The 20,601-nt window shown below is 61.3% G+C and carries 25 protein-coding genes; 22 read left to right on the plus strand and 3 right to left on the minus strand.

Translation table 11 applies throughout. The features are described from left to right. From Q0X68_RS10505 to Q0X68_RS10570, 13 genes are all read left to right on the plus strand, one after another. Positions 1 to 381 (plus strand): His/Gly/Thr/Pro-type tRNA ligase C-terminal domain-containing protein (locus tag Q0X68_RS10505; protein WP_297751356.1); only part of this gene is annotated, 381 nt, incomplete at its 5' end. Further along, positions 378 to 923: an HIT domain-containing protein gene (locus Q0X68_RS10510; protein ID WP_297751359.1), complete on the plus strand. Its 546-nt coding sequence runs from the start codon at positions 378 to 380 to the stop codon at positions 921 to 923. The genes Q0X68_RS10505 and Q0X68_RS10510, both read left to right, overlap by 4 nt. After that, positions 911 to 1,750 (plus strand): hypothetical protein, encoded by an 840-nt coding sequence (locus Q0X68_RS10515; protein ID WP_297751362.1) that lies wholly within the window; start codon positions 911 to 913, stop codon positions 1,748 to 1,750. Before Q0X68_RS10510 ends, Q0X68_RS10515 begins: the two co-directional genes overlap by 13 nt. Beyond that, entirely contained in the window at positions 1,747 to 2,763 is a 1,017-nt protein-coding gene (locus Q0X68_RS10520) for a glycosyltransferase family 4 protein (protein WP_297751364.1), read from the plus strand. The genes Q0X68_RS10515 and Q0X68_RS10520 overlap by 4 nt, the downstream gene beginning before the upstream one ends. 10 nt (positions 2,764 to 2,773) lie before the next feature. Then, on the plus strand, positions 2,774 to 3,364 hold the full coding sequence (locus Q0X68_RS10525; protein ID WP_297751367.1) for a CDP-alcohol phosphatidyltransferase family protein: 591 nt from the start codon (positions 2,774 to 2,776) through the stop codon (positions 3,362 to 3,364). Next, positions 3,365 to 4,135: a DUF881 domain-containing protein gene (locus Q0X68_RS10530; protein ID WP_297751368.1), complete on the plus strand. Its 771-nt coding sequence runs from the start codon at positions 3,365 to 3,367 to the stop codon at positions 4,133 to 4,135. It begins immediately after the preceding gene. After that, positions 4,136 to 4,468, plus strand: a complete 333-nt coding sequence (locus tag Q0X68_RS10535; protein WP_108872067.1) for a small basic family protein — start codon at positions 4,136 to 4,138, stop codon at positions 4,466 to 4,468. After that, complete coding sequence (locus Q0X68_RS10540) at positions 4,461 to 5,231, plus strand: DUF881 domain-containing protein (protein ID WP_297751372.1); 771 nt, start codon at positions 4,461 to 4,463, stop codon at positions 5,229 to 5,231. The genes Q0X68_RS10535 and Q0X68_RS10540 overlap by 8 nt, the downstream gene beginning before the upstream one ends. Before the next feature lie 48 nt (positions 5,232 to 5,279). Next, entirely contained in the window at positions 5,280 to 5,762 is a 483-nt protein-coding gene (locus Q0X68_RS13160) for an FHA domain-containing protein (protein WP_366128217.1), read from the plus strand. 38 nt (positions 5,763 to 5,800) lie between these two features. Then, the gene (locus Q0X68_RS10555) at positions 5,801 to 6,454 is read left to right on the plus strand and encodes a MerR family transcriptional regulator (RefSeq protein WP_366128219.1); all 654 of its coding nucleotides are present in this window, start codon (positions 5,801 to 5,803) and stop codon (positions 6,452 to 6,454) included. Beyond that, on the plus strand, positions 6,447 to 6,956 hold the full coding sequence (locus tag Q0X68_RS10560; RefSeq protein ID WP_297751378.1) for a bifunctional nuclease family protein: 510 nt from the start codon (positions 6,447 to 6,449) through the stop codon (positions 6,954 to 6,956). The genes Q0X68_RS10555 and Q0X68_RS10560 overlap by 8 nt, the downstream gene beginning before the upstream one ends. 166 nt (positions 6,957 to 7,122) lie before the next feature. After that, positions 7,123 to 7,659 carry a MerR family transcriptional regulator gene (locus tag Q0X68_RS10565; protein WP_366128221.1) on the plus strand — a complete coding sequence of 179 codons (537 nt, stop codon included), beginning with the start codon at positions 7,123 to 7,125 and terminating at the stop codon, positions 7,657 to 7,659. Between the two features lie 11 nt (positions 7,660 to 7,670). Next, a complete protein-coding gene (locus Q0X68_RS10570) occupies positions 7,671 to 8,789 on the plus strand; it encodes a YihY/virulence factor BrkB family protein (RefSeq protein ID WP_297751381.1) in 1,119 nt (372 codons plus the stop codon). Positions 8,790 to 8,879: 90 nt separating this feature from the next. Here Q0X68_RS10570 and Q0X68_RS10575 read toward each other — a convergent pair whose 3' ends face one another. Next, positions 8,880 to 10,100, minus strand: coding sequence for a pyrophosphate--fructose-6-phosphate 1-phosphotransferase (locus Q0X68_RS10575; protein ID WP_297751384.1), 1,221 nt, complete (start codon positions 10,098 to 10,100; stop codon positions 8,880 to 8,882). Positions 10,101 to 10,210: 110 nt separating this feature from the next. Between Q0X68_RS10575 and Q0X68_RS10580 the strand changes: the two genes are divergently transcribed. The 3 genes from Q0X68_RS10580 to Q0X68_RS10590 are packed head-to-tail and all read left to right on the plus strand — an operon-like array spanning position 10,211 to position 12,129. Beyond that, positions 10,211 to 10,630 carry a TadE/TadG family type IV pilus assembly protein gene (locus Q0X68_RS10580; protein ID WP_297751387.1) on the plus strand — a complete coding sequence of 140 codons (420 nt, stop codon included), beginning with the start codon at positions 10,211 to 10,213 and terminating at the stop codon, positions 10,628 to 10,630. A gap of 9 nt (positions 10,631 to 10,639) precedes the next feature. Then, positions 10,640 to 11,506, plus strand: coding sequence for an aldo/keto reductase (locus Q0X68_RS10585; protein ID WP_297751390.1), 867 nt, complete (start codon positions 10,640 to 10,642; stop codon positions 11,504 to 11,506). Positions 11,507 to 11,508: 2 nt separating this feature from the next. Further along, a complete protein-coding gene (locus Q0X68_RS10590; protein WP_297751419.1) occupies positions 11,509 to 12,129 on the plus strand; it encodes an L-threonylcarbamoyladenylate synthase in 621 nt (206 codons plus the stop codon). Positions 12,130 to 12,133: 4 nt separating this feature from the next. Here the strand turns inward: Q0X68_RS10590 and Q0X68_RS10595 are convergent, their stop codons facing one another. Next, a complete protein-coding gene (locus Q0X68_RS10595; protein WP_297751393.1) occupies positions 12,134 to 12,772 on the minus strand; it encodes a DUF4870 domain-containing protein in 639 nt (212 codons plus the stop codon). 59 nt (positions 12,773 to 12,831) lie between these two features. On the opposite strand from Q0X68_RS10595, the gene Q0X68_RS10600 reads away from it, so the two are divergent. From Q0X68_RS10600 to Q0X68_RS10620, 5 genes are all read left to right on the plus strand, one after another. Continuing rightward, positions 12,832 to 14,319, plus strand: coding sequence for a DUF1846 domain-containing protein (locus Q0X68_RS10600; RefSeq protein ID WP_366128227.1), 1,488 nt, complete (start codon positions 12,832 to 12,834; stop codon positions 14,317 to 14,319). 123 nt (positions 14,320 to 14,442) lie between these two features. Continuing rightward, positions 14,443 to 15,522 (plus strand): glycoside hydrolase family 172 protein, encoded by a 1,080-nt coding sequence (locus Q0X68_RS10605; RefSeq protein WP_297751399.1) that lies wholly within the window; start codon positions 14,443 to 14,445, stop codon positions 15,520 to 15,522. A 66-nt stretch (positions 15,523 to 15,588) separates the two neighbouring features. Next, complete coding sequence (locus Q0X68_RS10610; protein ID WP_297751401.1) at positions 15,589 to 16,959, plus strand: ABC transporter substrate-binding protein; 1,371 nt, start codon at positions 15,589 to 15,591, stop codon at positions 16,957 to 16,959. Positions 16,960 to 17,057: 98 nt separating this feature from the next. Next, entirely contained in the window at positions 17,058 to 17,948 is an 891-nt protein-coding gene (locus Q0X68_RS10615; protein ID WP_297751404.1) for a carbohydrate ABC transporter permease, read from the plus strand. Between the two features lie 16 nt (positions 17,949 to 17,964). Then, positions 17,965 to 18,882, plus strand: coding sequence for a carbohydrate ABC transporter permease (locus Q0X68_RS10620; RefSeq protein ID WP_297751408.1), 918 nt, complete (start codon positions 17,965 to 17,967; stop codon positions 18,880 to 18,882). A 53-nt stretch (positions 18,883 to 18,935) separates the two neighbouring features. Here the strand turns inward: Q0X68_RS10620 and Q0X68_RS10625 are convergent, their stop codons facing one another. Then, complete coding sequence (locus Q0X68_RS10625; RefSeq protein ID WP_297751410.1) at positions 18,936 to 19,799, minus strand: hypothetical protein; 864 nt, start codon at positions 19,797 to 19,799, stop codon at positions 18,936 to 18,938. Between the two features lie 249 nt (positions 19,800 to 20,048). On the opposite strand from Q0X68_RS10625, the gene Q0X68_RS10630 reads away from it, so the two are divergent. Next, on the plus strand, positions 20,049 to 20,601 hold a 553-nt coding region (locus Q0X68_RS10630), incomplete at its 3' end, for a DUF4185 domain-containing protein (RefSeq protein ID WP_297751413.1).

Below are 20,601 nucleotides of genomic sequence, written 5' to 3' on the forward strand. Positions count from 1 at the left end.
GAGCGGTTCTTCGGCGTGCTCACCGAGCACTACGCGGGCGCCTTCCCCGCGTGGCTGGCCCCGGTGCAGGTGTTGGGCATCCCCGTCGCCAGTGAATTCGACGACTACCTGCGCCAGATTCTTGACCGTCTCCGGGCGGAGGGAATCCGTGTGGAACTCGACGCCTCTGATGACCGCTTCGCGAAGAAGATCCGCAACGCGCAGAAAGAGAAGGTGCCGTTCATGCTCATCGCCGGCGGCGAAGATCGCGACGCGGGCTCCGTCTCATTCCGCTACCGCGACGGGTCGCAACGCAACGGGGTGCCCGTCGACGATGCCGTGCGTGACATCGTCGATTATGTGCGGACGCGCAACAACGCGAACCCGACGGCGCAGGCATGAGCAGGGAGGCCAACGTCGAAGACTCAGGAGTGTACCCCGGCGTACCGGATGCGTTTCAACGACTCTGGACGCCGCACCGCATGGTGTACATCGACGGCGAAGGCAAGCCGAAGAGCCCGGGCGAGTGCCCCTTTTGCACAAGCCCCGGGAAACCCGATGATGAAGGCCTGATCGTCAGGCGGGGGGAGCACGCGTTCGTCGTGATGAACCTCTTCCCGTACAACCCCGGGCACCTGCTTATCTGCCCGTATCGGCACGTTGCCTCGTACGTCGACGCCACTCCTGAGGAGACCGTGGAGATCGCGGAGCTCACGCAGCAAGCCATCCGAACACTCACGAAGGTGAGCAACCCGGCGGGGTTCAACGTCGGCATGAATCAGGGCGACGTCGCGGGTGCGGGCATCGCGATGCATCTGCACCAGCACGTGGTCCCGCGCTGGCAAGGCGATTCCAACTTCTTGCCCGTCGTGGGGCGCACGAAGGCCGTTCCACAGTTGCTCGACGATGCCCGGCAGCGGTTGGCGGAGGCGTGGCAGGCCTGAACGTGAACCGCATGGATCTCCTGTGGGCGCTCGGCAAACGCATCCCTCGGCGAGGTGCCGATGCATTCGCCACCCTCGCGGCCCCGATTGCGTCGCTCGGCCGGCTGCCCGCCGTCGATGCCTGGGCCGAGAGCGTGACTCGCGCCACCGGCAGCGCGCCCACCAGGAGCATGCGTCGTCGGCTCATAGCGCACTGGATTCGCAATAACCTCTGGTCACTCAGCTTGGAGCGCTGGAGCGACGCAGGTATTCACCGGGTTGCAGATATTCCCGACGAACACGTCGCGAGGCTTCGTACCTCCCTCGCTGGCCCGGGGCTTGTGCTCGCGCTACCGCACATGGGGTCATGGGACTTTGCCGGCGCGTGGTGCGCGCGCATCGGCATTTCGGTGGCGAGCGTTGCCGAACGGCTCCCCGACGGGATGTATGAGCGATTTCGCGCGGCCAGGGAGGGCATGGGCATGACCATCTTCCCCGTGGATCAGCCGCGCCTGCTCCCCACACTTGCCGACGCGATCCGCGCCGGGAAGATGGTGTGTTTGCTCGCAGACCGTGACTTGTCGGCTCACGGCATCCGCGTCCCGTGGCCGGATTCGGCGGAGACGATTTCCGTGCCGGCGGGGCCAGCCCTGCTGGCACGCCGAACTGGAGCCGACCTTCGCGTGGCGACGACGCACTTCGCGGGCGGACGACTCGGCATGACCGTGTCGCCAACCATCACCGGTGACACCCCCGATGCACTGATGCGTGGGGTGGTGGAGCACTTCGCCGAGGGTGTTCGTCGGCATCCCGATTCATGGCTGATGTTGCGCGAGGCGTTCCTATGAAGATCGGGATTGTCTGCCCGTACTCCTTCGACCAACCCGGAGGTGTGGGAACGCACGTGCGGGGGCTCGCCCACTGGCTGCACGAGCAGGGCCACGGGGTGCTCGTAGTGGCGCCAGGCACCGGCTCGTCGAAGCCAGGGGAGATGCTCGTCGGAGACTCGGTGCCCCTGCAATTCAACGGATCGACGGCGCACCTCGCGCTGGCTCCGGCGCAAGCTCGGCGGGCGATCGCGGCACTGCGCGAGGCAGACGTCGTGCACGTCCACGAACCGTTGACGCCTGGCCTCAGCTTTGCGGCGGCGAGGGCCTGCCGACCGCTGGTGGTCACCCATCATGCACAGTTCGCGCCAGGCCTCCTCACCCCGTTGCTGCGGATGCGTTCCGCCATGATCGGGCGGCGCGTGTCCCTCGCAGTCTCCGACGGTGCGGCCGCCACAGCCTTGGCCGCGACGGGGGCTCACCCCGACGTGATCCCCAACGGCATTGCTCTTCCGGAAGAAAACGACAAACCGACGTCGCAACTTCCCGTCGTGTTGTACGTCGGTCGCAGAGATGATGCGCGCAAGGGTTACCCCATCTTCGAAGCAGTTGCGGAGCGGATGTCGCACGAAGCGCGGTTCGTTGCGCTGGGCCCTGGCCGGGTGTCTTCGCACCACATCGCCGAATATGGTGCGGTTACGGACGCTGAACGAAATGCGTGGCTGCACGAAGCGAGTGTCCTCGTGGCGCCCAATACCTTCGGGGAATCATTCGGCCTGGTTCTCGTCGAGGCGCTCGCACATGGATGTGGGGTAGTGGCGTCAGATCTACCCACATTTCGTGCCGTCGCCGACGACCCGCGGTGCATGAGCTGGTTCCCTCCTGGCGACGTCGAAGCCGCCACGGAAGCGCTGAGGAAACGGCTGACGGTGGGAGGTGACGCGTCGATCGCCAGGGAACTTGCCGCGCGCTATTCGTGGGAGCACATCGGGCCGCGCATCGTCGCTGCCTACGAACAAGCGCGAGCCCAGTAGTATAGAGACTGTGACGGAGCAGCGCTGGGACACCGACCGCGTATTCACCATCCCTAACGTGCTGTCGTTCTTGCGCTTGGCGGCCATCCCCGTGTTCGTGTGGTTGATAATCGCCGGTCAGTACCTGGCTGCGGTGATCGTGCTGGTGGTGTCTGCCGTCACGGATTGGTTCGACGGCTACCTTGCCCGCAGATTGCGCCAGCGCACCAAGCTCGGCGCACAGCTCGATCCAATCACCGATCGGCTGTATATCTTGTCGACGATCATCGCGTTCATGGTGCGAGGCATCTTCCCGTGGTGGTTCGTGGCGATCCTGCTCGCGCGAGACCTCATGCTGCTCCTGCTCGTGCCATCGCTGCGGCGCAGCGGACAGACATACTTGCCTGTGAACCTTGTCGGCAAGGCGGGCACATTCACACTGCTGCTCGCCTTTCCTGTCGTGCTCGTCTCGGCTCCCGAGGCCTTCGACTTCCAAGTTGCATATGTGTTGGGGTGGGCGATCGCCGTCGCCGGGGCGTGTCTGTACTGGGCTGCGGGGATGCTGTATTTGCGCGAGACGATCCGCCTTTCTCGTGCCAGGCGCGCAGAAGTGAGCGGCTAGATGACGCGTCCGCCAGACGAATCCATGAGTCTGCTGCGCACGGTGACCGAAGGCGCCCTTGAGCCGGAGTATCGGTCGACGCAAGCACCTCGTCGCAGGCCCGTCGTGTCGTTCATCACCGTCGCGTTAATCATTTCGTTGCTGACGTACGCGCTCGTCCAGACCTTCACGACCCGCGACGTCCGAGCAGCGCAACGATCAGCCGTGCTGGCTGAGGTGACGGACGCACAGCAACATCAACATGAGCTCGAGCAGCGAATCCGGCAGCTCGAAGACGAGATTCGGGAGCTCCAGCTCACGCATCTGGATGACCCGCAGACCCGCGCGCAGCTGCAGGAAGCAGAATTACTCAGCGGCGCCGTCGCGGTGGAGGGCCCCGGCGTCGTGGTGACCGTCGACGATGCACCCGACGCCACGGGCACCGAAGGGCGTGTGCTCGACTCGGATCTGTCGCAGCTCGTATCCGGGCTGTTTGAGGCCGGGGCGGAGGCCGTCGCGGTGAACGGCCGACGCATCACCTCGCGTACTCCGATCCGCTCCGCAGGCGCAGCGGTGACCGTCGATTACGTATCGCTGAACCCGCCGTACCGCGTTGAGGCCATCGGCGACCCGGGCCAGCTCCCGGCACGGTTTGCCGCGACGCGCGCATCGAACTGGTGGCAGTACCTGGTGATGAACTACGGACTTACACTGGACTTCACGCAGTCTGACGGTGAGTTGCTCTTGCCTGCAGACCCTGGCTTGGGCGTGACGTTGGCGAAAGGAGACTGAGTGTTCGCAATCCTTGGGCTGGCCGCCGGCATTGTGGTGGGGCTCTGGCTGCAGCCAACGCTGCCACCGATGCTCACCCCCTATTTCCCCATCGCGATCGTTGCCGCGCTTGACGCCATCTTGGGCGCCACGCGCGCCTACTTGGAGGGCGTCTTCAGCGACCGCGTGTTTCTGGTGAGCTTCCTGTCCAACGTGCTCATCGCCGGACTCATCGTGTTCATCGGCGACCAGATCGGCGTGGGCTCGCAGCTATCGACGGGCGTCGTGGTGGTGCTCGGTATCCGTATCTTCACGAACGCCGCGGCAGTCCGGAGGGCTATTTTCCATGCCTGAATCCGATCCGAAACCGGACGAGACCACCGACGCACCACGGCGCACCGCCCCTGCCCGCCCGTGGCTCAAGGATTCCCTCCGGCCTTCGAAAGGCCAAGCTATCGCCGCAGCAGTGCTGTTTGTGACCGCGCTGATGGTGACGTGGACAGTGCGCTCACAAGACGCCCAGCCTGAGTTCGCCCATGCCCGCCAAGAAGACCTCGTGCAGCTGCTCGACACGGTAACGAGCCAGAATCGCGCGCTCGAAACCGAGCTGCGGGAACTGCAATCGAACCGCGACGAGTTGCTCAGCGGTGCCGACAAGGCCCAAACGGCTCGGGAAGATGCCCGACGGCGGCTCGAGCAACTGCAGATTCTCGCCGGCACCATCCCTGCGCACGGCCCCGGGATCCGCATCGAGATTTCTGCTGATGCTGGGAAGATAACACCAGAACTCATGCTGAACGCCGTGGATGAACTGCGCGACGCCGGCGCAGAAGTGATCGAGATCAACGACACGCTGCGGATTGTTGTCGACACCGCATTCACCGTCGCCGACGATGGCGCACTGCAAGCCGACGGTCAGACGTTGACGCTGCCGCTCACGATGGAGATCATCGGTGATCCCGTCACGTTGGAAGCAGGAGCGAGGTTTCGCGGTGGCCTTGTTAGCCAGGTGGAGGGCCCACGCGTGGGCGGCACCGTCCACATCACCCAATTGGATGAGGTACGTATCGATTCGGTGGTGGAACCTCGTCGAAATGAGTTTGCCCGACCCCGGTAGGGTTGCGTGCGATAGGGTTGACATGACGACGCGATGAAAGGGATTGGGATGAGGTGCATCAAGTGCGGCACGGAGTGCGCTGAGACTGCAAGGTTCTGCAGTCACTGCGGAGCTCAGCTCGAGCCCTCGACGGACACCACGTCGACGTTCGCAGCGATTGACGTGCCAATGGACTACGGGTCCCCCTCTTCTGTAGGCGATGCGGCAAAAGGCCTCGCGCCAGGTAACGCGCTCCTTGTCGTCCGACTCGGCACGGGCGATGAATCGCGGTTCCTCATCGACGCCGACATCACCACCGTGGGGCGTCACCCTGAGTCCGATATCTTCCTCGACGACATCACCGTCTCGAGGCATCACGCCAAGTTCATCCGAGTCGACGGAACCTTATTCTTGGAAGATCTCGGCAGTCTGAATGGCACGTACATCAACCGCACCCTGATCGACGGAAGGGCACAAGTCCGCGCCGGTGACGAAATCCAAATCGGCAAGTACCGGGCCATGATCGTGCTGGGTGATTCCGGGGCCGCCTAATGGCTTCCGGGGCGCGCACCATCGGACGCGTTCTTGAGATGATCCGGGGAGAATTCCCCGATATTTCGGTCTCCAAGCTGCGATACCTCGAGGCCGAGGGCCTCATATCGCCGGATCGGCAGCAACCCTCCGGCTATCGACGTTTTAGCCAGGATGATGTTGACCGTCTCCTCTACGTATTGCGCGCGCAGCGCGACCGCTATCTGCCGCTCAAAGTGATCCGTGAAGAACTGGAAGCGCTTGATCGCGGAGAAGACCCAGCCACGGTGACGCAAGAGCCCGAAGACCGGGAGGAATCCGAACCCGACCCCCCGCGCCCGCACACGCGCACGGCGCAGAAGGGTGGTCAGCTGCTCACCAGGCGTCAGTTGCTGCAGGAGTCGGGGCTGGGGGAGGCGTCGCTGATTCACCTGGAGCGCATGCGCTTGATTGAGCCGCGTCGGGGGACTGCCTGCTATGGGCGTGAGGCGGTGGCGGTTGCCGTCGCTGCGAAACGCCTCAGCCACTATGGCGTCGACCTGCGTCAGATGAAGGTGCTCCAGCAAGCCGCCAGCGTCGAGGCCGCGCTCGTCGAGCAGGTGCTCGAACCGTTTCGACGTCGTGGTTCAGCCCCCAATGAGATTGTCGTCGACGTGTACCGCGTCGTCTTGCAAGCCCACGCCGCATTGCTTCATGGACAGATCAATGGATGACTTCGACCAGTTTGACCGCCAGATGCTGAACCTCGAGGTGCTCGGCATCAGGGTGTTGGGTGGCGATGACGCGCCCGTGCTTCTGCTCAACGAGCCATCAGGAACGACGTTGCTGCCCATTTGGATTGGGCACGTCGAGGCCGCCGCGATCGCGCTCCAACTCTCGGATGATGCGAACGTGAATCGCCCGCTCACGCATGACCTCCTGGCCAATGTCATCGCCGAGTTCGCGGGTGAGGCTGCGGGGCGGGTCATCATCACTCACATGGAAGAGGGTCTGTTCTATGCCCGTATTCGCGTGCTTGACCTCGATCTCGACGCACGGCCAAGCGACGCGGTTGCGTTGGCGTTGAGGCTCGGCTGGCCCATCCAGTGCCCCCGCATGCTCATGGATCAAGTTGGGGTTGAGGTTGATGAACTTCCATCTGACGAAGTCGACGAGTTCCGAGCTTTCCTGGATTCCGTCAACGCCGACGACTTCTCCGACGGTGAAAACACCTAGTCAGAGCGTCTATGGGTCAATGATGTACTGGGATGCCATGACTGAGAATCGGAGTAGGATGTATGCCATCGCGGGCCTGTACGACGAATGTCGTCGGCGTGTCTAGGCAGGTACGCGATACGAGGGCGGATAGCGTTCAACGCAGGCGATTGGAAAAGAGGAGACCGTGGCCGAGCTGCAGGACACATTGTTCGATGGGGATTACTCCCCGCTGCCCAGTGACCAGGGCTTCCGCGGTCCTGTTGCGCACAAGGTCGCTGGCATCACCTACCGTCAGCTCGACTACTGGGCGCGCACGGGGCTCGTCGTGCCGTCGATCAGGCGCGCCGAGGGCTCTGGCTCGCAGCGGCTCTACTCCTTCCGCGACATCCTCCTGCTCCGCGTGGTGAAGCGATTCCTCGACGTCGGTATCTCCCTGCAGCAGATCCGTGTCGCCATCGATCACCTGCGCTCACGCGGCGTCGAAGACGTCACTGAAGTCACGCTCGTGAGCGACGGTTTCAGCGTCTTCGAAGTCACCAGCGCCAATGAACTCTTCGACCTGTCCAAAGGCGGCCAGGGCATGTTCATGATCTCGGTGAGTTCCGTCTGGAAAGAAATCGAAGGAACCCTCCTTGCGCTACCGTCGGAACGCGCTACAGAACAGCACCTCGACCATCCGGGCGACGAACTCGCCGCCCGGCGCAAAGCTAAGGCAGGCTAGGAGCCTCAACAGTGAAGAACACCATTCAGAAGATTCTGAACTGGCCGCCAGTCGCACACGCGATGGCGGCCAATAGTCGTTTCGGAGCACGGCTCGGCCCGCAGTTTGCTGGTGCAATCACCTATTTCTCAGTGCTGTCCATCGTGCCGATCTTGATGTTCGCCTTCGCGATGCTCGGCATGGTACTGACGGTCTTCTACCCGGAACTGCTGGGCCAAGTGCAGGAGCAGATCAACGCTGCGCTCTCCGGCTCCGGTGATGCCGCCCAGTCGCTCACCACCACCATCGACCAAGCCCTCAACAACTGGAGGGGCATCGGAATCGTCGCAATCTTGACCGCCGGCTACTCCGGTTCCGGATGGGTGGGTAACCTCAAGAAAGCCGTGCGCATGATGTGGCGGGAGAATCCCGTCGATGAGGATCGCAAGCCCAATCCGGTCCTCGACATTCTGCAGAACATCGCCATCTTCCTCGGCCTGCTCGTCACCTTGCTGTTGGGGGTCGTCGTTGCGCAGGCCGGCTCGAGCGCGTCGGGGCTCGTCGTCGAATGGCTCGGTTGGGATAATATTCCCGGCATTGGCATCCTCATGCGGCTCGCCACCATTGCGATGACGCTGGTGGCGTCCTGGTTGCTGGTTGCGTTTCTGTTCCTCACGCTGCCCGACCCGAAGGAGCGCGCGAGCTGGAGGACATGGCTGATCGGTGTCACGATCGGCGCTGTGCTCATCACGATTCTGCAGCAACTCGTCGGCACCCTCATCGGGGTCTTCTCGGGTAACGCGGCAGCGGCTGTGTTCGGATCGCTCATCGTGATGATGTTGCTCATGAACCTCTTGGCGACGGTGATCCTCATGGTGGCTGCATGGATTGGCACCGATGCGAGCCGACGCCAGGACAGCCGCATCGAACATGCTCGCGCCGCCGAGATGGCTGCCTCGCGTTCCGCGGTGGCCTTGGCGTTTGCGGATGATGTTGCCGAAGGGCCAGCAATGGTGCGCCAAGACGTCGCCGAACGCGGTGTGCGGGCCGGGCTGGGCGTTGGCTACGTGACGGGTGCCGCGACGGGCCTGGGAGCGGGTGCCTTGTTTGCCGGGCTCGTAGCGCTCATTACGCGCCTCGTTCGACGCTGAGCATCAAGCAACCGAGAAGCGTTGAGGGGATGAGCCCATGTGCGGACTCATCCCCTCAACGTTGTATCTGCGTACGGGACCTCGCTGGCGTCAGTGCGCGGTGGCTGCCTTAGGGAAATCCTGTCCGATGGATGCCAGGAGATCCTTGTACCACTGCTGGTTGATATCGAACGCCTTGCCGCCGGCGATGCGATCGAACGCAATGGCGGAGAGCACGTCGCCGTTCTCTTCATCCTGCCCGATCACGCCGGACTCACCGCGCAGTGCGCAATCGACGGCGAGGTCGGTGCACTGCTTGATGAGGTCGAGGTCTTCCTGGTTGGCTGCAGCGGAGCGGGAGTAGTAGCCCGACTTCTGCACCATCACCTTCTCGGCTTTCAGCTGCTCAGCGAACTGCGAACCGAACCAGGCGCCCGGGTTCACCTTGTCGAGCTTTACGTGGCCGAAGGGGTCGCGCGGCACCTCTTCACCCGCAGCCTCCATCTCCGCAACGATCGAGTCGAGGCCTGCACCTTCGGAGAGGAAGATGGTGACGTTGCCCACTTCGTCCATCACCTTGTTGAGGCGCTCGGCTTCCTTGGCGATGTCGATGTGGCCCTCGGGGACGAACACCGCGTGAATGTCCCAGGCTTCCTTCGACAGGCCGATTTCCGGTAGCCACTGCTGCTCATTGACCCACTCGTGGTACTTCTGCGCAGTCGCAGCGGTGAGCCAGCCACAGTGGCGGCCCATGACCTCGTGGATGATGAGCATGCGGGATCCGGAGTTGTGCTCCGCGACGATGTTCTTGGCGAAACGCGCGCCCATCTCGGCGGCGGTCCATGCCCCCAACGACTGACGGATCGGGATCACGTCGTTGTCGATGGTCTTGGGCAGACCGACGACGGTGAGGCCGTAGTCGTGCTTCTCAAGGTAGGCGGCAAGATCTGCGGCGGTGGTGTTGGTGTCGTCGCCACCGATGGTGTGCAGCACGTCGACGCCGTCTGCCACCAGGCGGTCGGCCGCTACCTTGAGCGGATCGTCGCCTTTCTGCACTAGACCGCGCTTCACCAGGTCTTTCACGTTGGTGAGCTTGACGCGGGAGTTGCCGATGGGGGAGCCGCCGTAGCGATGCAGCAGGCTGGCATTGGCGCGCACTTCGTCGGTCACGACGAGGAAGTCGCCCTGGAGGAGGCCCTGGTAGCCGTGGCGGTAGGCAATGATTTCAACCTCGGGGGCAACCTTCGTGTATTTCTCGATGAGCCCGCCGATGGCGGAGGAGAGGCACGGAGCGAAACCACCTGCGGTCAGAATGGCGACCTTCTTGACCATGAAGAGTCCTTTCGTGTTCGAACAGTGAGTCGTCCCCACCTTATTGCACGTTGTCCACAGCTGGCGCATGGGTACTCGAGTTGCACCCCATCTCCTGCGATGATGAGCGCATGCGCAGTCAACGAGGTCTTGCACCAGCGGTAGAAGCCGCCGTGATTATCCCTGGGCTCGTGTTGCTCGTCGGGCTCGTCGTCGTCTTCGCGCGCATCGTCATGGCCCAGCATGATCTCGATGCGGTCGCGGGCAATGCCGCCCGGGCCGTCTCCATGGCCCGCGACGCCGCCCACGCACGTACGTCCGCTGCCGCACTCGTCGCTGAGCAGCTTCAGGGAGAAGGGCTGAGGTGCGAACACACCCGCGTCGACATTGACGCCGCCGGTCTTCGTGCTGCGCTTGGCAGCAATGCGACGGTGAGTGTCACCGTCGAGTGTGCGGTATCCATGGCGGACGTGGTGTTGCCGGGCGTGCCAGGCTCGGTGACAGTGCGAGCACATGTCGAATCGCCGGTCGACAAGTTTCGGGGGCGGTAAGCTCGGTGCATGGAGCGAAAGTTTGGCAAGTTCACGGTTTCTGCATTGGGTTACGGCGCGATGCCGTTGTCGTTTGGCGAAACGTCGGATGACCCGTCACAGGTGATTCACGCTGCACTCGACGCCGGCATCACCCTGATCGATACGGCCGATATATACGCACCCAGCTGGGATCAAATGGGTCACAACGAGCGGCTCGTGGCAGAGGGCCTGCGTACCTACGAGGGTGACACCTCGCGCGTCGTCGTCGCCACGAAAGCAGGGATCACTCGTGCTGAGGGGGAACAGTGGGGGAGATGCGCCACACTTGAGTACCTGCGCAGCCGCGCGGAGGCTGCATGCCGCAACCTCGGGGTGGAGCAACTCGACTTGTTGTACCTTCACCGTCCTGACCGGTCGCTCACCTACGCGGATTCGATTCGCGCGCTGCAGCAGTTGAAGGCCGACGGGCTCACCGCCGAGGTGGGCATTTCGAACGCCAACGTCGAAGAAATCGAGATCGCCCTCGACGTGCTCGGTCCCGGACAGCTCGCCGCGGTGCAAAACGAGTTCTCCCCGTGGTTCCATCACACGAGCAAGCCAGAGATGGAGCTGTGCGCCCGTGAAGGTATCGCATTCGTTCCGTTCTCACCGCTGGGTGGCACCGGAGGCGGCGCCAAGCGGCTCGATCAGCGCTTCCCGTCAATTCGCAGCGCCTCGCAAGAATTAGGCATCAGCCCACAGCGAGTCACACTCGCCTGGGAGATGTCGCTGGGAGAGCACATCATTCCTATCCCCGGCGCATCGCGCGTCGCATCCATTACCGACTCCGCAGCGGCCCTGCATGACACCCTGCCCGCAGAGGTACTCGAAGCGATTACGGCTGAGGTGTTCTGATGTTGGCTCGTTACTACGATGTGCACCCGGAGAACCCGCAGCCGCGCAGCATCGCGCAGGTGGCGACGGTGCTGAAGGACGGCGGCCTCGTCGTGTACCCGACCGATTCGGGTTTCGCGCTGGGCACGATGCTCGGCAACGCGGATGGGATTGAGCGCATCAAAGCCATTCGGCAGCTCGACGACAAACACAACTTCACGCTCGTCGTTGACGAATTTGCCAAGCTGGGCCACTACGTCGAGATGGACAACTGGGTGTTCCGAGCCATCAAGGCGGCCACGCCAGGCCCGTACACGTTCATCTTGAAGGCCACGCGCGAGGTTCCGAGGATGATGCAGCACCCGAAGAAGCGGACGGTCGGTGTGCGCATTCCGGCGCACGTCACGTCGCTGGCGTTGCTCGAGGCACTGGGTGCCCCGCTGGTGAGCTCAACGCTGCTCCTACCTGATCTCGAACAGCCCCCGACCGAGGGGTGGGAAGTGAAGGAGCTGCTGGAGCATCAGGTCGATGTCGTGCTTGACTCCGGCGACGTCGGACTAGAGCCCACCACCGTGGTGGATATGACGGGCAGCGAGCCCGAAGTGCTTCGTCGAGGTGCCGGGGATATCAGCTGGTTCGAGTGAGCACTCAGACGTCGTCTTTGCGTGTGAACGGGATCGCGCCCTTGTAGCGAATAGGGGAACCCTCGACGTACTTCGTCTGGGCTTCCATCGCCCCGAGCAGGGCCAGCATGAAGTACACCACGTTGAGCAGTCCAAAGATGCCGCCGACGAATCCGCTCGCGAGCGCGAAACCGACGGAGAGAATCGTGCGGGTGATTCCCATGTTCATCGTCTCGCGAAGGTGCTGGTCGTACACGCGTTCCTTGTCCTTCTCGATGAAGAAGAAGATGATGGACGCGATGGGGAAGAACACCGAGAGCCAGGTGTTGAGCTTATGCATGGTGAGGTTGGCCTGCCGCTCGGGTGGCACCGCGGGTGCTCGATACGCTGGCACCGGCACCGGGCCGTTCTGAGCGACGAAGGGGTTCTCGTAGGCTCCTGTGTAGTAGCTGTTCCCGCTCGCGCCGTAGGCTGGGTGTGCGGTGGATTGCGACGGCGTGTCGGCGTAGCGTGATCCGTAGAACGGGTTCACAGGGTCGGTCACCGGTTGTGGGGAAGGCTTCGCCTGATCTTCGGAAGAGGGGCGCGGCTTGTCCTGGGTATCGTTCCCATCGATCTCGTCAATGATGTCGTCGATGTCTCGGTACGGGTCGTACTCAGTCATGTCTCTCCTTCACGCTGCATCCAGTGTACGTGGAAGGATGAGGCGCTATGCTTCCGCACGTGCAGTTAGGCTTTGACCGCGAAAAGTACCTCGCCATGCAGTCCGAGCACATTGAAGCTCGTCGGGCGCAGTTCGGCGGAAAACTCTACCTCGAATTCGGTGGGAAACTCTTCGACGACATGCACGCGTCCCGCGTGCTGCCGGGGTTCACCCCAGATAACAAGATCGAGATGCTCGAGACCATGCGCGACGACGTCGAGGTCGTCATCGCGGTGAATGCCAAAGACATCGCGACGAAAAAACAGCGTGCCGACCTGGGTATCCCGTATGAAGAGGACGTGCTGCGCCTCATCGACGCCTTCCGTGAGCGCGGGCTGTTCGTCGGCAGCGTGGTCATCACGCAGACGACAGAAGACAACGCACCCGCCCGCGCGTTTCGTCGCAAACTCGAACGCCTCGGCCTGCGCGTCTACCGCCACTATCCCATCAAGGGGTACCCGCATGACGTGAAGCACATCGTCAGCGAGTCCGGGCTCGGGCGCAACGACTACATCGAGACCGAACACGACGTCGTCGTGGTCACGGCGCCAGGGCCGGGCAGCGGAAAGATGGCGACGTGCCTGTCGCAGCTGTATCACGACCACCAGCGCGGCATCACCTCTGGGTACGCGAAATACGAGACGTTCCCCATCTGGAACCTCGCGCTCGACCACCCCGTCAATATCGCGTACGAGGCCGCGACGGCAGACCTGGACGACGTGAACCTCATCGACCCGTACCACCTCGCCGCCTACGGCGAGCAGTGCGTCAACTACAACCGCGACGTTGAGGTCTTTCCAGTGCTCAACCAGCTGTTCGAGAGCCTGCTGGGGGAGTCGCCCTACAAATCGCCCACCGATATGGGCGTCAACATGGTCGGTTTCTGCATCAGCGACGACGAGGTGTGCCGACGCGCCTCTAAGCAGGAGGTCATTCGACGGTGGTACAAGGCCGTCGTCGAGGAGAAAGCCGAAGCGCTGGAACCCGACGCGTCGGAGAAGATCGCGTTGCTGATGACCCAGCTGGGCATCACCGTCGAAGACCGTCCCGTCGTGGTGGCAGCCAACAATCTAGCTAAGAAGACGAAGAACCCGGCAGCGGCCATGGAATTGCCCGACGGAACGGTTGTTACGGGTAAGACTTCCGCCCTGCTCGGGGCATCGTCGGCGATGCTCATCAACGCGCTCAAGGCTCTGTGCGATATCGATGACGACATCGATCTGCTCTCACCTGAATCAATCGAGCCGATCCAATGGCTGAAGACGCAGGTGCTTGGCTCGCAGAACCCACGCCTGCATACCGACGAGGTGCTGATCGCGCTGGCGGTGAGCGCCAAATCAGATCCGAACGCGGCGCTCGCCATGGAAGGACTACAGCAGCTGCGCGGGTGCGACGTGCACGAGAGCGTCATTCTCGGGCCCGTAGACGAGAACATCTTCCGGCAGCTGGGTATTCACGTAACGACGGAACCTGTCTACCAGACGAAGAAGCTCTATCGAAAGCGCTGAGCACACCTCTTTTGGTCACAGTTTGGCTACAACGCCACCTCGCCCTTGCATGCGCGAAGCACGTGTGATTATCATCGTGTAATCGATTCCACGCGAAGTTGCTGGAGAGCAAGAGGAGTTGCAATGACGAACTATGGCAAGCACGGATCGAGCTTGCGAGACCTTCCCCGGCTTCGTGACACGAAGCGCCGACGGGTGTCTTCCTACGATGTGACTGGCGGCAATGAAGACCGCATCACGTTAGAGCCCGGTGAAACCGTCGAGTTCGCCAGTATCGAGGGCGCTGGGTCCGTGAACCACATCTGGATGACCGTCGCGCCGAAGTTCCCTCCGGGCCCGGAGACGAAGGACAACGCATTCATGCGCAAGCTCGTGCTGCGCGCGTACTGGGACGGCAACGAGCACCCCAGCATCCTGGTGCCTCTCGGCGACTTCTTCGGCATGGGGCATGCCCGCACGCGGAACTTCTCCTCGCTGCCGCTGCAGATGAGCCCGCAGGACGGAAAGTCACTGAACTCGTTCTTCCACATGCCCTTCGCCGACGGGGCACGGTTCGAGATCACCAACGAATCCGAAGAGCTGGTGATCTGGTTCTACTTCTACATCGACTACGAAGCCTTCGACGAGCTCGAAGAAGGGCTCGGACGATTCCACGCATCCTGGCATCGTGAAAACCCCACCGATGGCATCGAACAGGGAGAACTCACCAACCCTGAGTACCTGTTCGAGGGCAAGAACACCACGGGCGACGGCAACTACGTCATCCTCGACGCCAAGGGCCGGGGCCACTACGTCGGTTGTGTGTTCAACGTCACGAACCTGCGCCACACGGAAGACTGGAACTGGTACGGCGAAGGTGATGACATGATCTTCGTCGACGGCGAGTCTTGGCCGCCGAATCTTCATGGCACTGGCACTGAGGATTACTTCAATACGGCTTGGTGCCCTTCCGAGGAATACAACGCTCCCTACCACGGTATTACCTTGCCTGGTGGTGAAAACTGGGCCGGTCAGATTTCCTACTACCGTTTCCACGTTGAGGACCCGGTCATGTTCCAAGAATCCATTCGAGTGACTATTGAACATGGCCACAATAATCACCGAAGTGACGACATTTCGTCGGTAGCATATTGGTACCTCGACGGTGTGGATGAAACACTCACTCTTCCGCCCGTTGAAGAACGTATGCCTCGGCTTGCTTAACAACTTGTCAATGAGCGAGCAATGCTGCTGCGCTATTGCGAACATAATGAAAGAAGGAGATCAATAATGACCTACGAAATCAATCGTCGACGCCTCATCGGCGTCGGAGGAGGGCTCGCCGCCGCGTCGACGCTCGCGGCTTGTGGCTCTAGCACCCCAGGTGAATCCGCGGGCAAGGGCGGCGGAGATGCCGCTGGAAAGACCGTCATCAAGTTCTGGCACCGCACCTTCACCCCCGTAGAGAACGAGTGGTACGCAGACATCGTGAAGAAGTTCAACGAGTCGCAGGACAAGATCAAGGTCGAAGACGAAGAGATTCCTGCAGATGCATGGGATCAGCGCGTGACCTCTGCGCAAGCTGCGGGTCAGATGCCCGACGTCTACACCCACTCCGCCTCGATTAGCGAAGCTGTGAATAATGGCCAGCTGCATGAGCTCAACGACATTGTGGGTGAAGATAAGCTCAAGGAAATTCTCGATTCGGCACTGCCGGTTGCCGCGATTGGCGATAAGTATTACGCCTACCCACTGCTGCTTGAGCCTCAGGCTGTCTTGTTCTGGAATAAGAAGATGTTTAAGGCAGCCGGGCTCGATCCGGAAACGCCGCCAAAGACTTGGGATGAACTCCTCGAATTCTGCGAGAAGATCAAGCCCACGCTTTCTCAGGGTCAGTACTGCATTGCTCCCGCGCAGGATGCAGGTACGTTCGCATGGTCGACGGTTGGCCAGCAATACAACTTCAGCGGACACACTGCCCTCACGGACGACTGGACCAAGGCCGATGTCGAGAACGACGAGTACGTCGCCCTGATTGGCTACTACAAGCAGCTGTGGGACAAGGGCTACATGCCGAAGCAGGCGCTTGCGGCCTACGTCGAAGGCAAGGAATTCGGTGAGGAGAAGGTGGCCTTCAAGGTGTCCGGTTCCTGGATGATGTCCGAGATCGGCTCCGACTACCCCGACCTGCTGGAGCACACGGGTGTGGCGCCATTCGTCCAGGCCCCGAACGCGAAGGGCGATTCGGCAACCACGCTGGGCAACTTCAAGTGGGTTGTTGACGCCAAGACGAAGAACAAGGAGGCAGCCGGCGAGTTCCTGAGCTGGTGTCTCGCAGGCGATCCGGAACTCCTCGTGCCGTTCTTCGTCAAGACACAGTTCACGAAGGCCCCGGTACGCCAGTCCGTCATGGACGCGGTGGCCGAGCAGCCAGAAGCTAAGGACGCCCCCTGGTCCACCGTGGTGACGGAAGAGATCGCTCCGACGGCCATCCCCGAGCCGCAGTACCCCTGGGATGTCTCACTGGCGGTCGGCACGGCAATGGAAGCCGGCATGGTCGGTCAGAAGTCCCCTGAGGATGCCCTCAAGGAAGCGACCAAGGGTATTCAGACGGTCATCGACCGGGAGAAGCTTCCTGAGAAAGCACCTAAGAACAACTAGTTGACGTGTGTGGGTGTGGCGGCCCCGCGCCGTCACGCCCACACTGTGCGCCCGAATACAAGGAATGGGACTACAACATGCCGTCGGCTGCTGAATTAATGAAACGTAGTAAACGCTACCGGTATAGAGACACTCGCTTGGCGCTGCTGATGCTGTGCCCAGTGCTCATCATGCTCGGAATTTTCGTCATCTGGCCTGCGGGCTACGCGGTGTACCTATCGTTCCAGGATTGGGGGTTTTACCTGGATCCCCAGTTTGTGGGCTTCCAGAACTTCAAGAACGTGCTGTATGACCCGTTGTTCTGGAACTCGGTGAAGCTTGGCCTCACCTTCGTACTCATGACGGTGCCGGTGCAGCTCGTTCTGGCGTTCCTCTTTGCGAGCTTGGTGGTCAGCGTTTCGCGTCATTTCGCGAGCGTGCTCAAAGTGAGCATCTACATCCCCACAATCATCTCGACGGTGATCACGTCCATCACGTTCGGGCTCATCTATAACTATTCGGGTGGCTTGCTGAACTGGCTGTTGGGGCTCTTCGATATCGAGCCGGTCGCGTGGCTTTCCGACCCGAAGTGGGCGTTGCTCGCGATTGCAGTTCCTGCCATTTGGCTCGGCATGGGTCTCACCTCGCTCATCATGGTTGCTGCCATGGTCGATATCCCGAGTGAGTTGTACGAGGCCGCTGAGATGGAAGGCGCCGGATGGTGGCAGCGGACGTTCTACATCACTATTCCGCAGATGAAGAACGTTCTGCTCTACTTGCTCATCACCGGCTTCACCGCCGCGATCCAGCAGTACGAGCTACCCCTGGTGATGACCAACGGCGGTCCGCTCGATTCGACGATGCTGCCTAACCTGTTCATCTTCAACCACTTCCGTGGGGACGCCACTGTTGGCTATTCCATTGCGGCGGCACTGCTGCTGTTCGTCGTTCTGGGATCTGTCTCAGCCATGATCTTCCGTGTTCTTAATTCCGAGAAGTTGGTTGACTGATATGACGAATCAATCTATGTCGGGATCCACAGCACCCGCTGCTGACGAGGTCGTGTTGAACGCTGCGGAGAAGTCCCTCGACGCGAAGCCTAACCGCCGGGTACGTAAGCGCACGCCGCTGTACTGGGTCCAGCTTGTGCTGAAGGGGCTCGTCGGACTCATCTTTCTGCTCGCAGCGCTCTTCCCGCTCGCGTGGATGGTAATTGCTGGGTTCAAGGCACGAAACGAAGTTGTACGGACGCCGTTCCAGTTCTTCCCCGAAGTATGGCGCTACGAGAACTACGTCCAGATTCTGCAAGACCCTGTCTTCCTGCGAACCTTGGGGTGGACCTTCCTTGGCGCAGTGCTCTTCTGCCTGCTGCACCTCACGGTCAACTCCATGGCCGCATACGCCTTCGCTCGTCTGGAGTTCCGGTTCAAGAAGACGCTCTGGGTAATCGTCATCACGACGATGTTCATTCCTGGCATGACGATTCTGCTCACGAGCTTCGTCGTAGTTACCCAACTGTCGATGCTCGATACGCTTGCAGTGCTGGTGATTCCGGGTGCTGCGAGTGCTGCGAGCGTGTTCTTTATTCGCCAGTTTTATCTGAACATTCCTTCATCTCTGGAGGAAGCGGCAATGCTGGATGGTTGCGGTAGATTCCAGATCTTTATCAGGCTGTTCCTTCCGCTCTCGAAGCCGCCCTTCGTGGTGATGGGAATTACGGCCTTCCTTGCCTACTGGAACTCCTATGTATGGCCGATTATGACAATCACGAGCCGCGAGAAATACGTGTTGCAACAATACCTCGCCACGTTCCGCTCTGAGCGTCAGACCGAGTTGGGGCTGCTCATGGCTGGCTCCACACTCACTGCTGCCCCGGTAGTGATCCTGTTCCTGATTTTCCAGAAGCAGATCATTGGCAATATCAAGATGTCGGGATTGAAGTAGTTCGGGGTATTTCTTTAGCGGGGCTGGTGGAATGCCAGCCCCGCTTCGTTGCATTACTGAAGAGCCATGGCGATCGGCCGGATGGTGAGTCCGCCGCGTCCCCAACCGCCGCCGGAGATCCAGGTTCCGTCGGCGGTTTCGATGATCTCGGCACAGTGCTCGTCGAGGTCGACGTCGATGAGGTTTCCTGAGTCGAAGTGCAGCGGGTCGTTCGATGCGTAGGCGAGCGTTCGATCGTATTCCCCAGATTCACAGACGAAGAGCACGTAGGTGTTGGGGGAGAGCTTGCACACGAACGGAGATTCGGTCGGGCCGCCAAAAGTGCCTGTCACGCCGGAATCGAAGGCGACGACGGGCTTACTCCACTGTTGCAGATCGGGGCTGGTGCGCGCTGCAACCTGGTGGGTTCCTCCGTCGGGTTTCGATGTTCGGGTGTAGTACATCACCCACTCGTTTCCTACGTTCAGCACCATCGGATCGCGGGCGTCGAAGCCGTCGGTGAAGAGGGGCCCGTCGGCGCTGTGGTGCCATGTGAAGAGGTCGGTGCTGGTCGCGCACTCGATGCGGTACGCCTCGTGATCTTCCGTGCCGCCGCAGTAGAACATGAGATAGGTATCGTCTACGCGAATAACGTGTGGTGCCCACACGTGAGTTTCGCCGATATCTTCCCGTGCATGCATCACGGCTGGATGCACCGTCCAAGGCCCTTCCAGAGCCGGTGCACTCGCATGCAGGAATACCTTCTCGTCTAACGGATTCGCAGGCTCGGCATGCCAGATGCCGAACACATGCCAATTGCCTTCATCGTCTTGAACGAAGGTGTGGTCGTTGATATACCAATCCTGGCCCGGTTCAGGCGACGCAGAAAGCAGGCGTTTTTTCTCGCCAGCGGTGATTGCAACAGTGTCTTTGCTCATGCCTCCAACCTTACGTGATTCGCATAGTGCTCCCATGCCAGATCAGGTATTGGGGTAAGGTGTAAAACGTCATCGAAGTTTGGTGCATCCGCTCACCGCAGAACGCGTTTCCAAAGGTGGATATTCATGCAAGGATCTGATGGGAAGATCAGCAGAAGAATCGCCGTTGCTGGTGCTGTGGGAGCGTTCTCGCTTCCCGCATTCACGGCATGTTCCAAAGAAGAGCCTGTGTGTCGTCGAATAGAGCGTATGGGCCCTGTAACCGGCCCGGATCTCACCACCACATTCAAGATGGAAGCCACGGATCTCGGAATTCCAGTCACCACCCCTGACGGGCGCATCCTGTTCATCTTTGGGGATACCTTCGAGGAGGCGTTCGTCCCGGGCGGGAACTGGCGCTCACCGGTGGGGCTGTTCGCTGACCCGAAGACCGCCACGAAGGGCCTGCAATGGACTTCGGCTGTGGGCGGCGACGTCGCGGAACAGCTCGTCGACTACGCCCACGACGATGGCACACTCTCGACGATCCTGCCTGCGGATGCCGTTGTCGTCGGCGACACCATCTATCTGTGGGTCATGGTCAACGCTGGGCTCGGCAACGTGCTGCACACCGAGATTTGGACTTCGAAGGATTCTGGGGAGACGTGGGATCGCACGAAGGAAATGTTCGAGATGCGCCACATGGATGGGCGCATGCAGCAGTGCACGTGGGCGCTCGACGATGACGGCAAGTACGTGCATATGCTCACCACCGGCTTCCAACGAGATAAACCGGCCATCGCTGCACGTGTGCCTGCCGACC

The sequence above is a fragment of the uncultured Tessaracoccus sp. genome (genome assembly GCF_947286155.1).
Classification (GTDB): domain Bacteria; phylum Actinomycetota; class Actinomycetes; order Propionibacteriales; family Propionibacteriaceae; genus Arachnia.

Bases quoted from the DNA above. Each gene is read 5' to 3' on its own strand.
- Q0X68_RS10580 (WP_297751387.1), top strand. From the start codon at position 10,211: ATGCGCAGTCAACGAGGTCTTGCACCAGCGGTAGAAGCCGCCGTGATT.
- Q0X68_RS10520 (WP_297751364.1), top strand. From the start codon at position 1,747: ATGAAGATCGGGATTGTCTGCCCGTACTCCTTCGACCAACCCGGAGGT.
- Q0X68_RS10540 (WP_297751372.1), top strand. From the start codon at position 4,461: ATGCCTGAATCCGATCCGAAACCGGACGAGACCACCGACGCACCACGG.
- Q0X68_RS10620 (WP_297751408.1), top strand. From the start codon at position 17,965: ATGTCGGGATCCACAGCACCCGCTGCTGACGAGGTCGTGTTGAACGCT.
- Q0X68_RS10610 (WP_297751401.1), top strand. From the start codon at position 15,589: ATGACCTACGAAATCAATCGTCGACGCCTCATCGGCGTCGGAGGAGGG.
- Q0X68_RS10560 (WP_297751378.1), top strand. From the start codon at position 6,447: ATGGATGACTTCGACCAGTTTGACCGCCAGATGCTGAACCTCGAGGTG.
- Q0X68_RS10615 (WP_297751404.1), top strand. From the start codon at position 17,058: ATGAAACGTAGTAAACGCTACCGGTATAGAGACACTCGCTTGGCGCTG.
- Q0X68_RS10530 (WP_297751368.1), top strand. From the start codon at position 3,365: ATGACGCGTCCGCCAGACGAATCCATGAGTCTGCTGCGCACGGTGACC.
- Q0X68_RS10595 (WP_297751393.1), bottom strand. From the start codon at position 12,772: ATGACTGAGTACGACCCGTACCGAGACATCGACGACATCATTGACGAG.
- Q0X68_RS10605 (WP_297751399.1), top strand. From the start codon at position 14,443: ATGACGAACTATGGCAAGCACGGATCGAGCTTGCGAGACCTTCCCCGG.
- Q0X68_RS13160 (WP_366128217.1), top strand. From the start codon at position 5,280: ATGAGGTGCATCAAGTGCGGCACGGAGTGCGCTGAGACTGCAAGGTTC.
- Q0X68_RS10625 (WP_297751410.1), bottom strand. From the start codon at position 19,799: ATGAGCAAAGACACTGTTGCAATCACCGCTGGCGAGAAAAAACGCCTG.
- Q0X68_RS10575 (WP_297751384.1), bottom strand. From the start codon at position 10,100: ATGGTCAAGAAGGTCGCCATTCTGACCGCAGGTGGTTTCGCTCCGTGC.
- Q0X68_RS10585 (WP_297751390.1), top strand. From the start codon at position 10,640: ATGGAGCGAAAGTTTGGCAAGTTCACGGTTTCTGCATTGGGTTACGGC.
- Q0X68_RS10555 (WP_366128219.1), top strand. From the start codon at position 5,801: ATGATCCGGGGAGAATTCCCCGATATTTCGGTCTCCAAGCTGCGATAC.
- Q0X68_RS10510 (WP_297751359.1), top strand. From the start codon at position 378: ATGAGCAGGGAGGCCAACGTCGAAGACTCAGGAGTGTACCCCGGCGTA.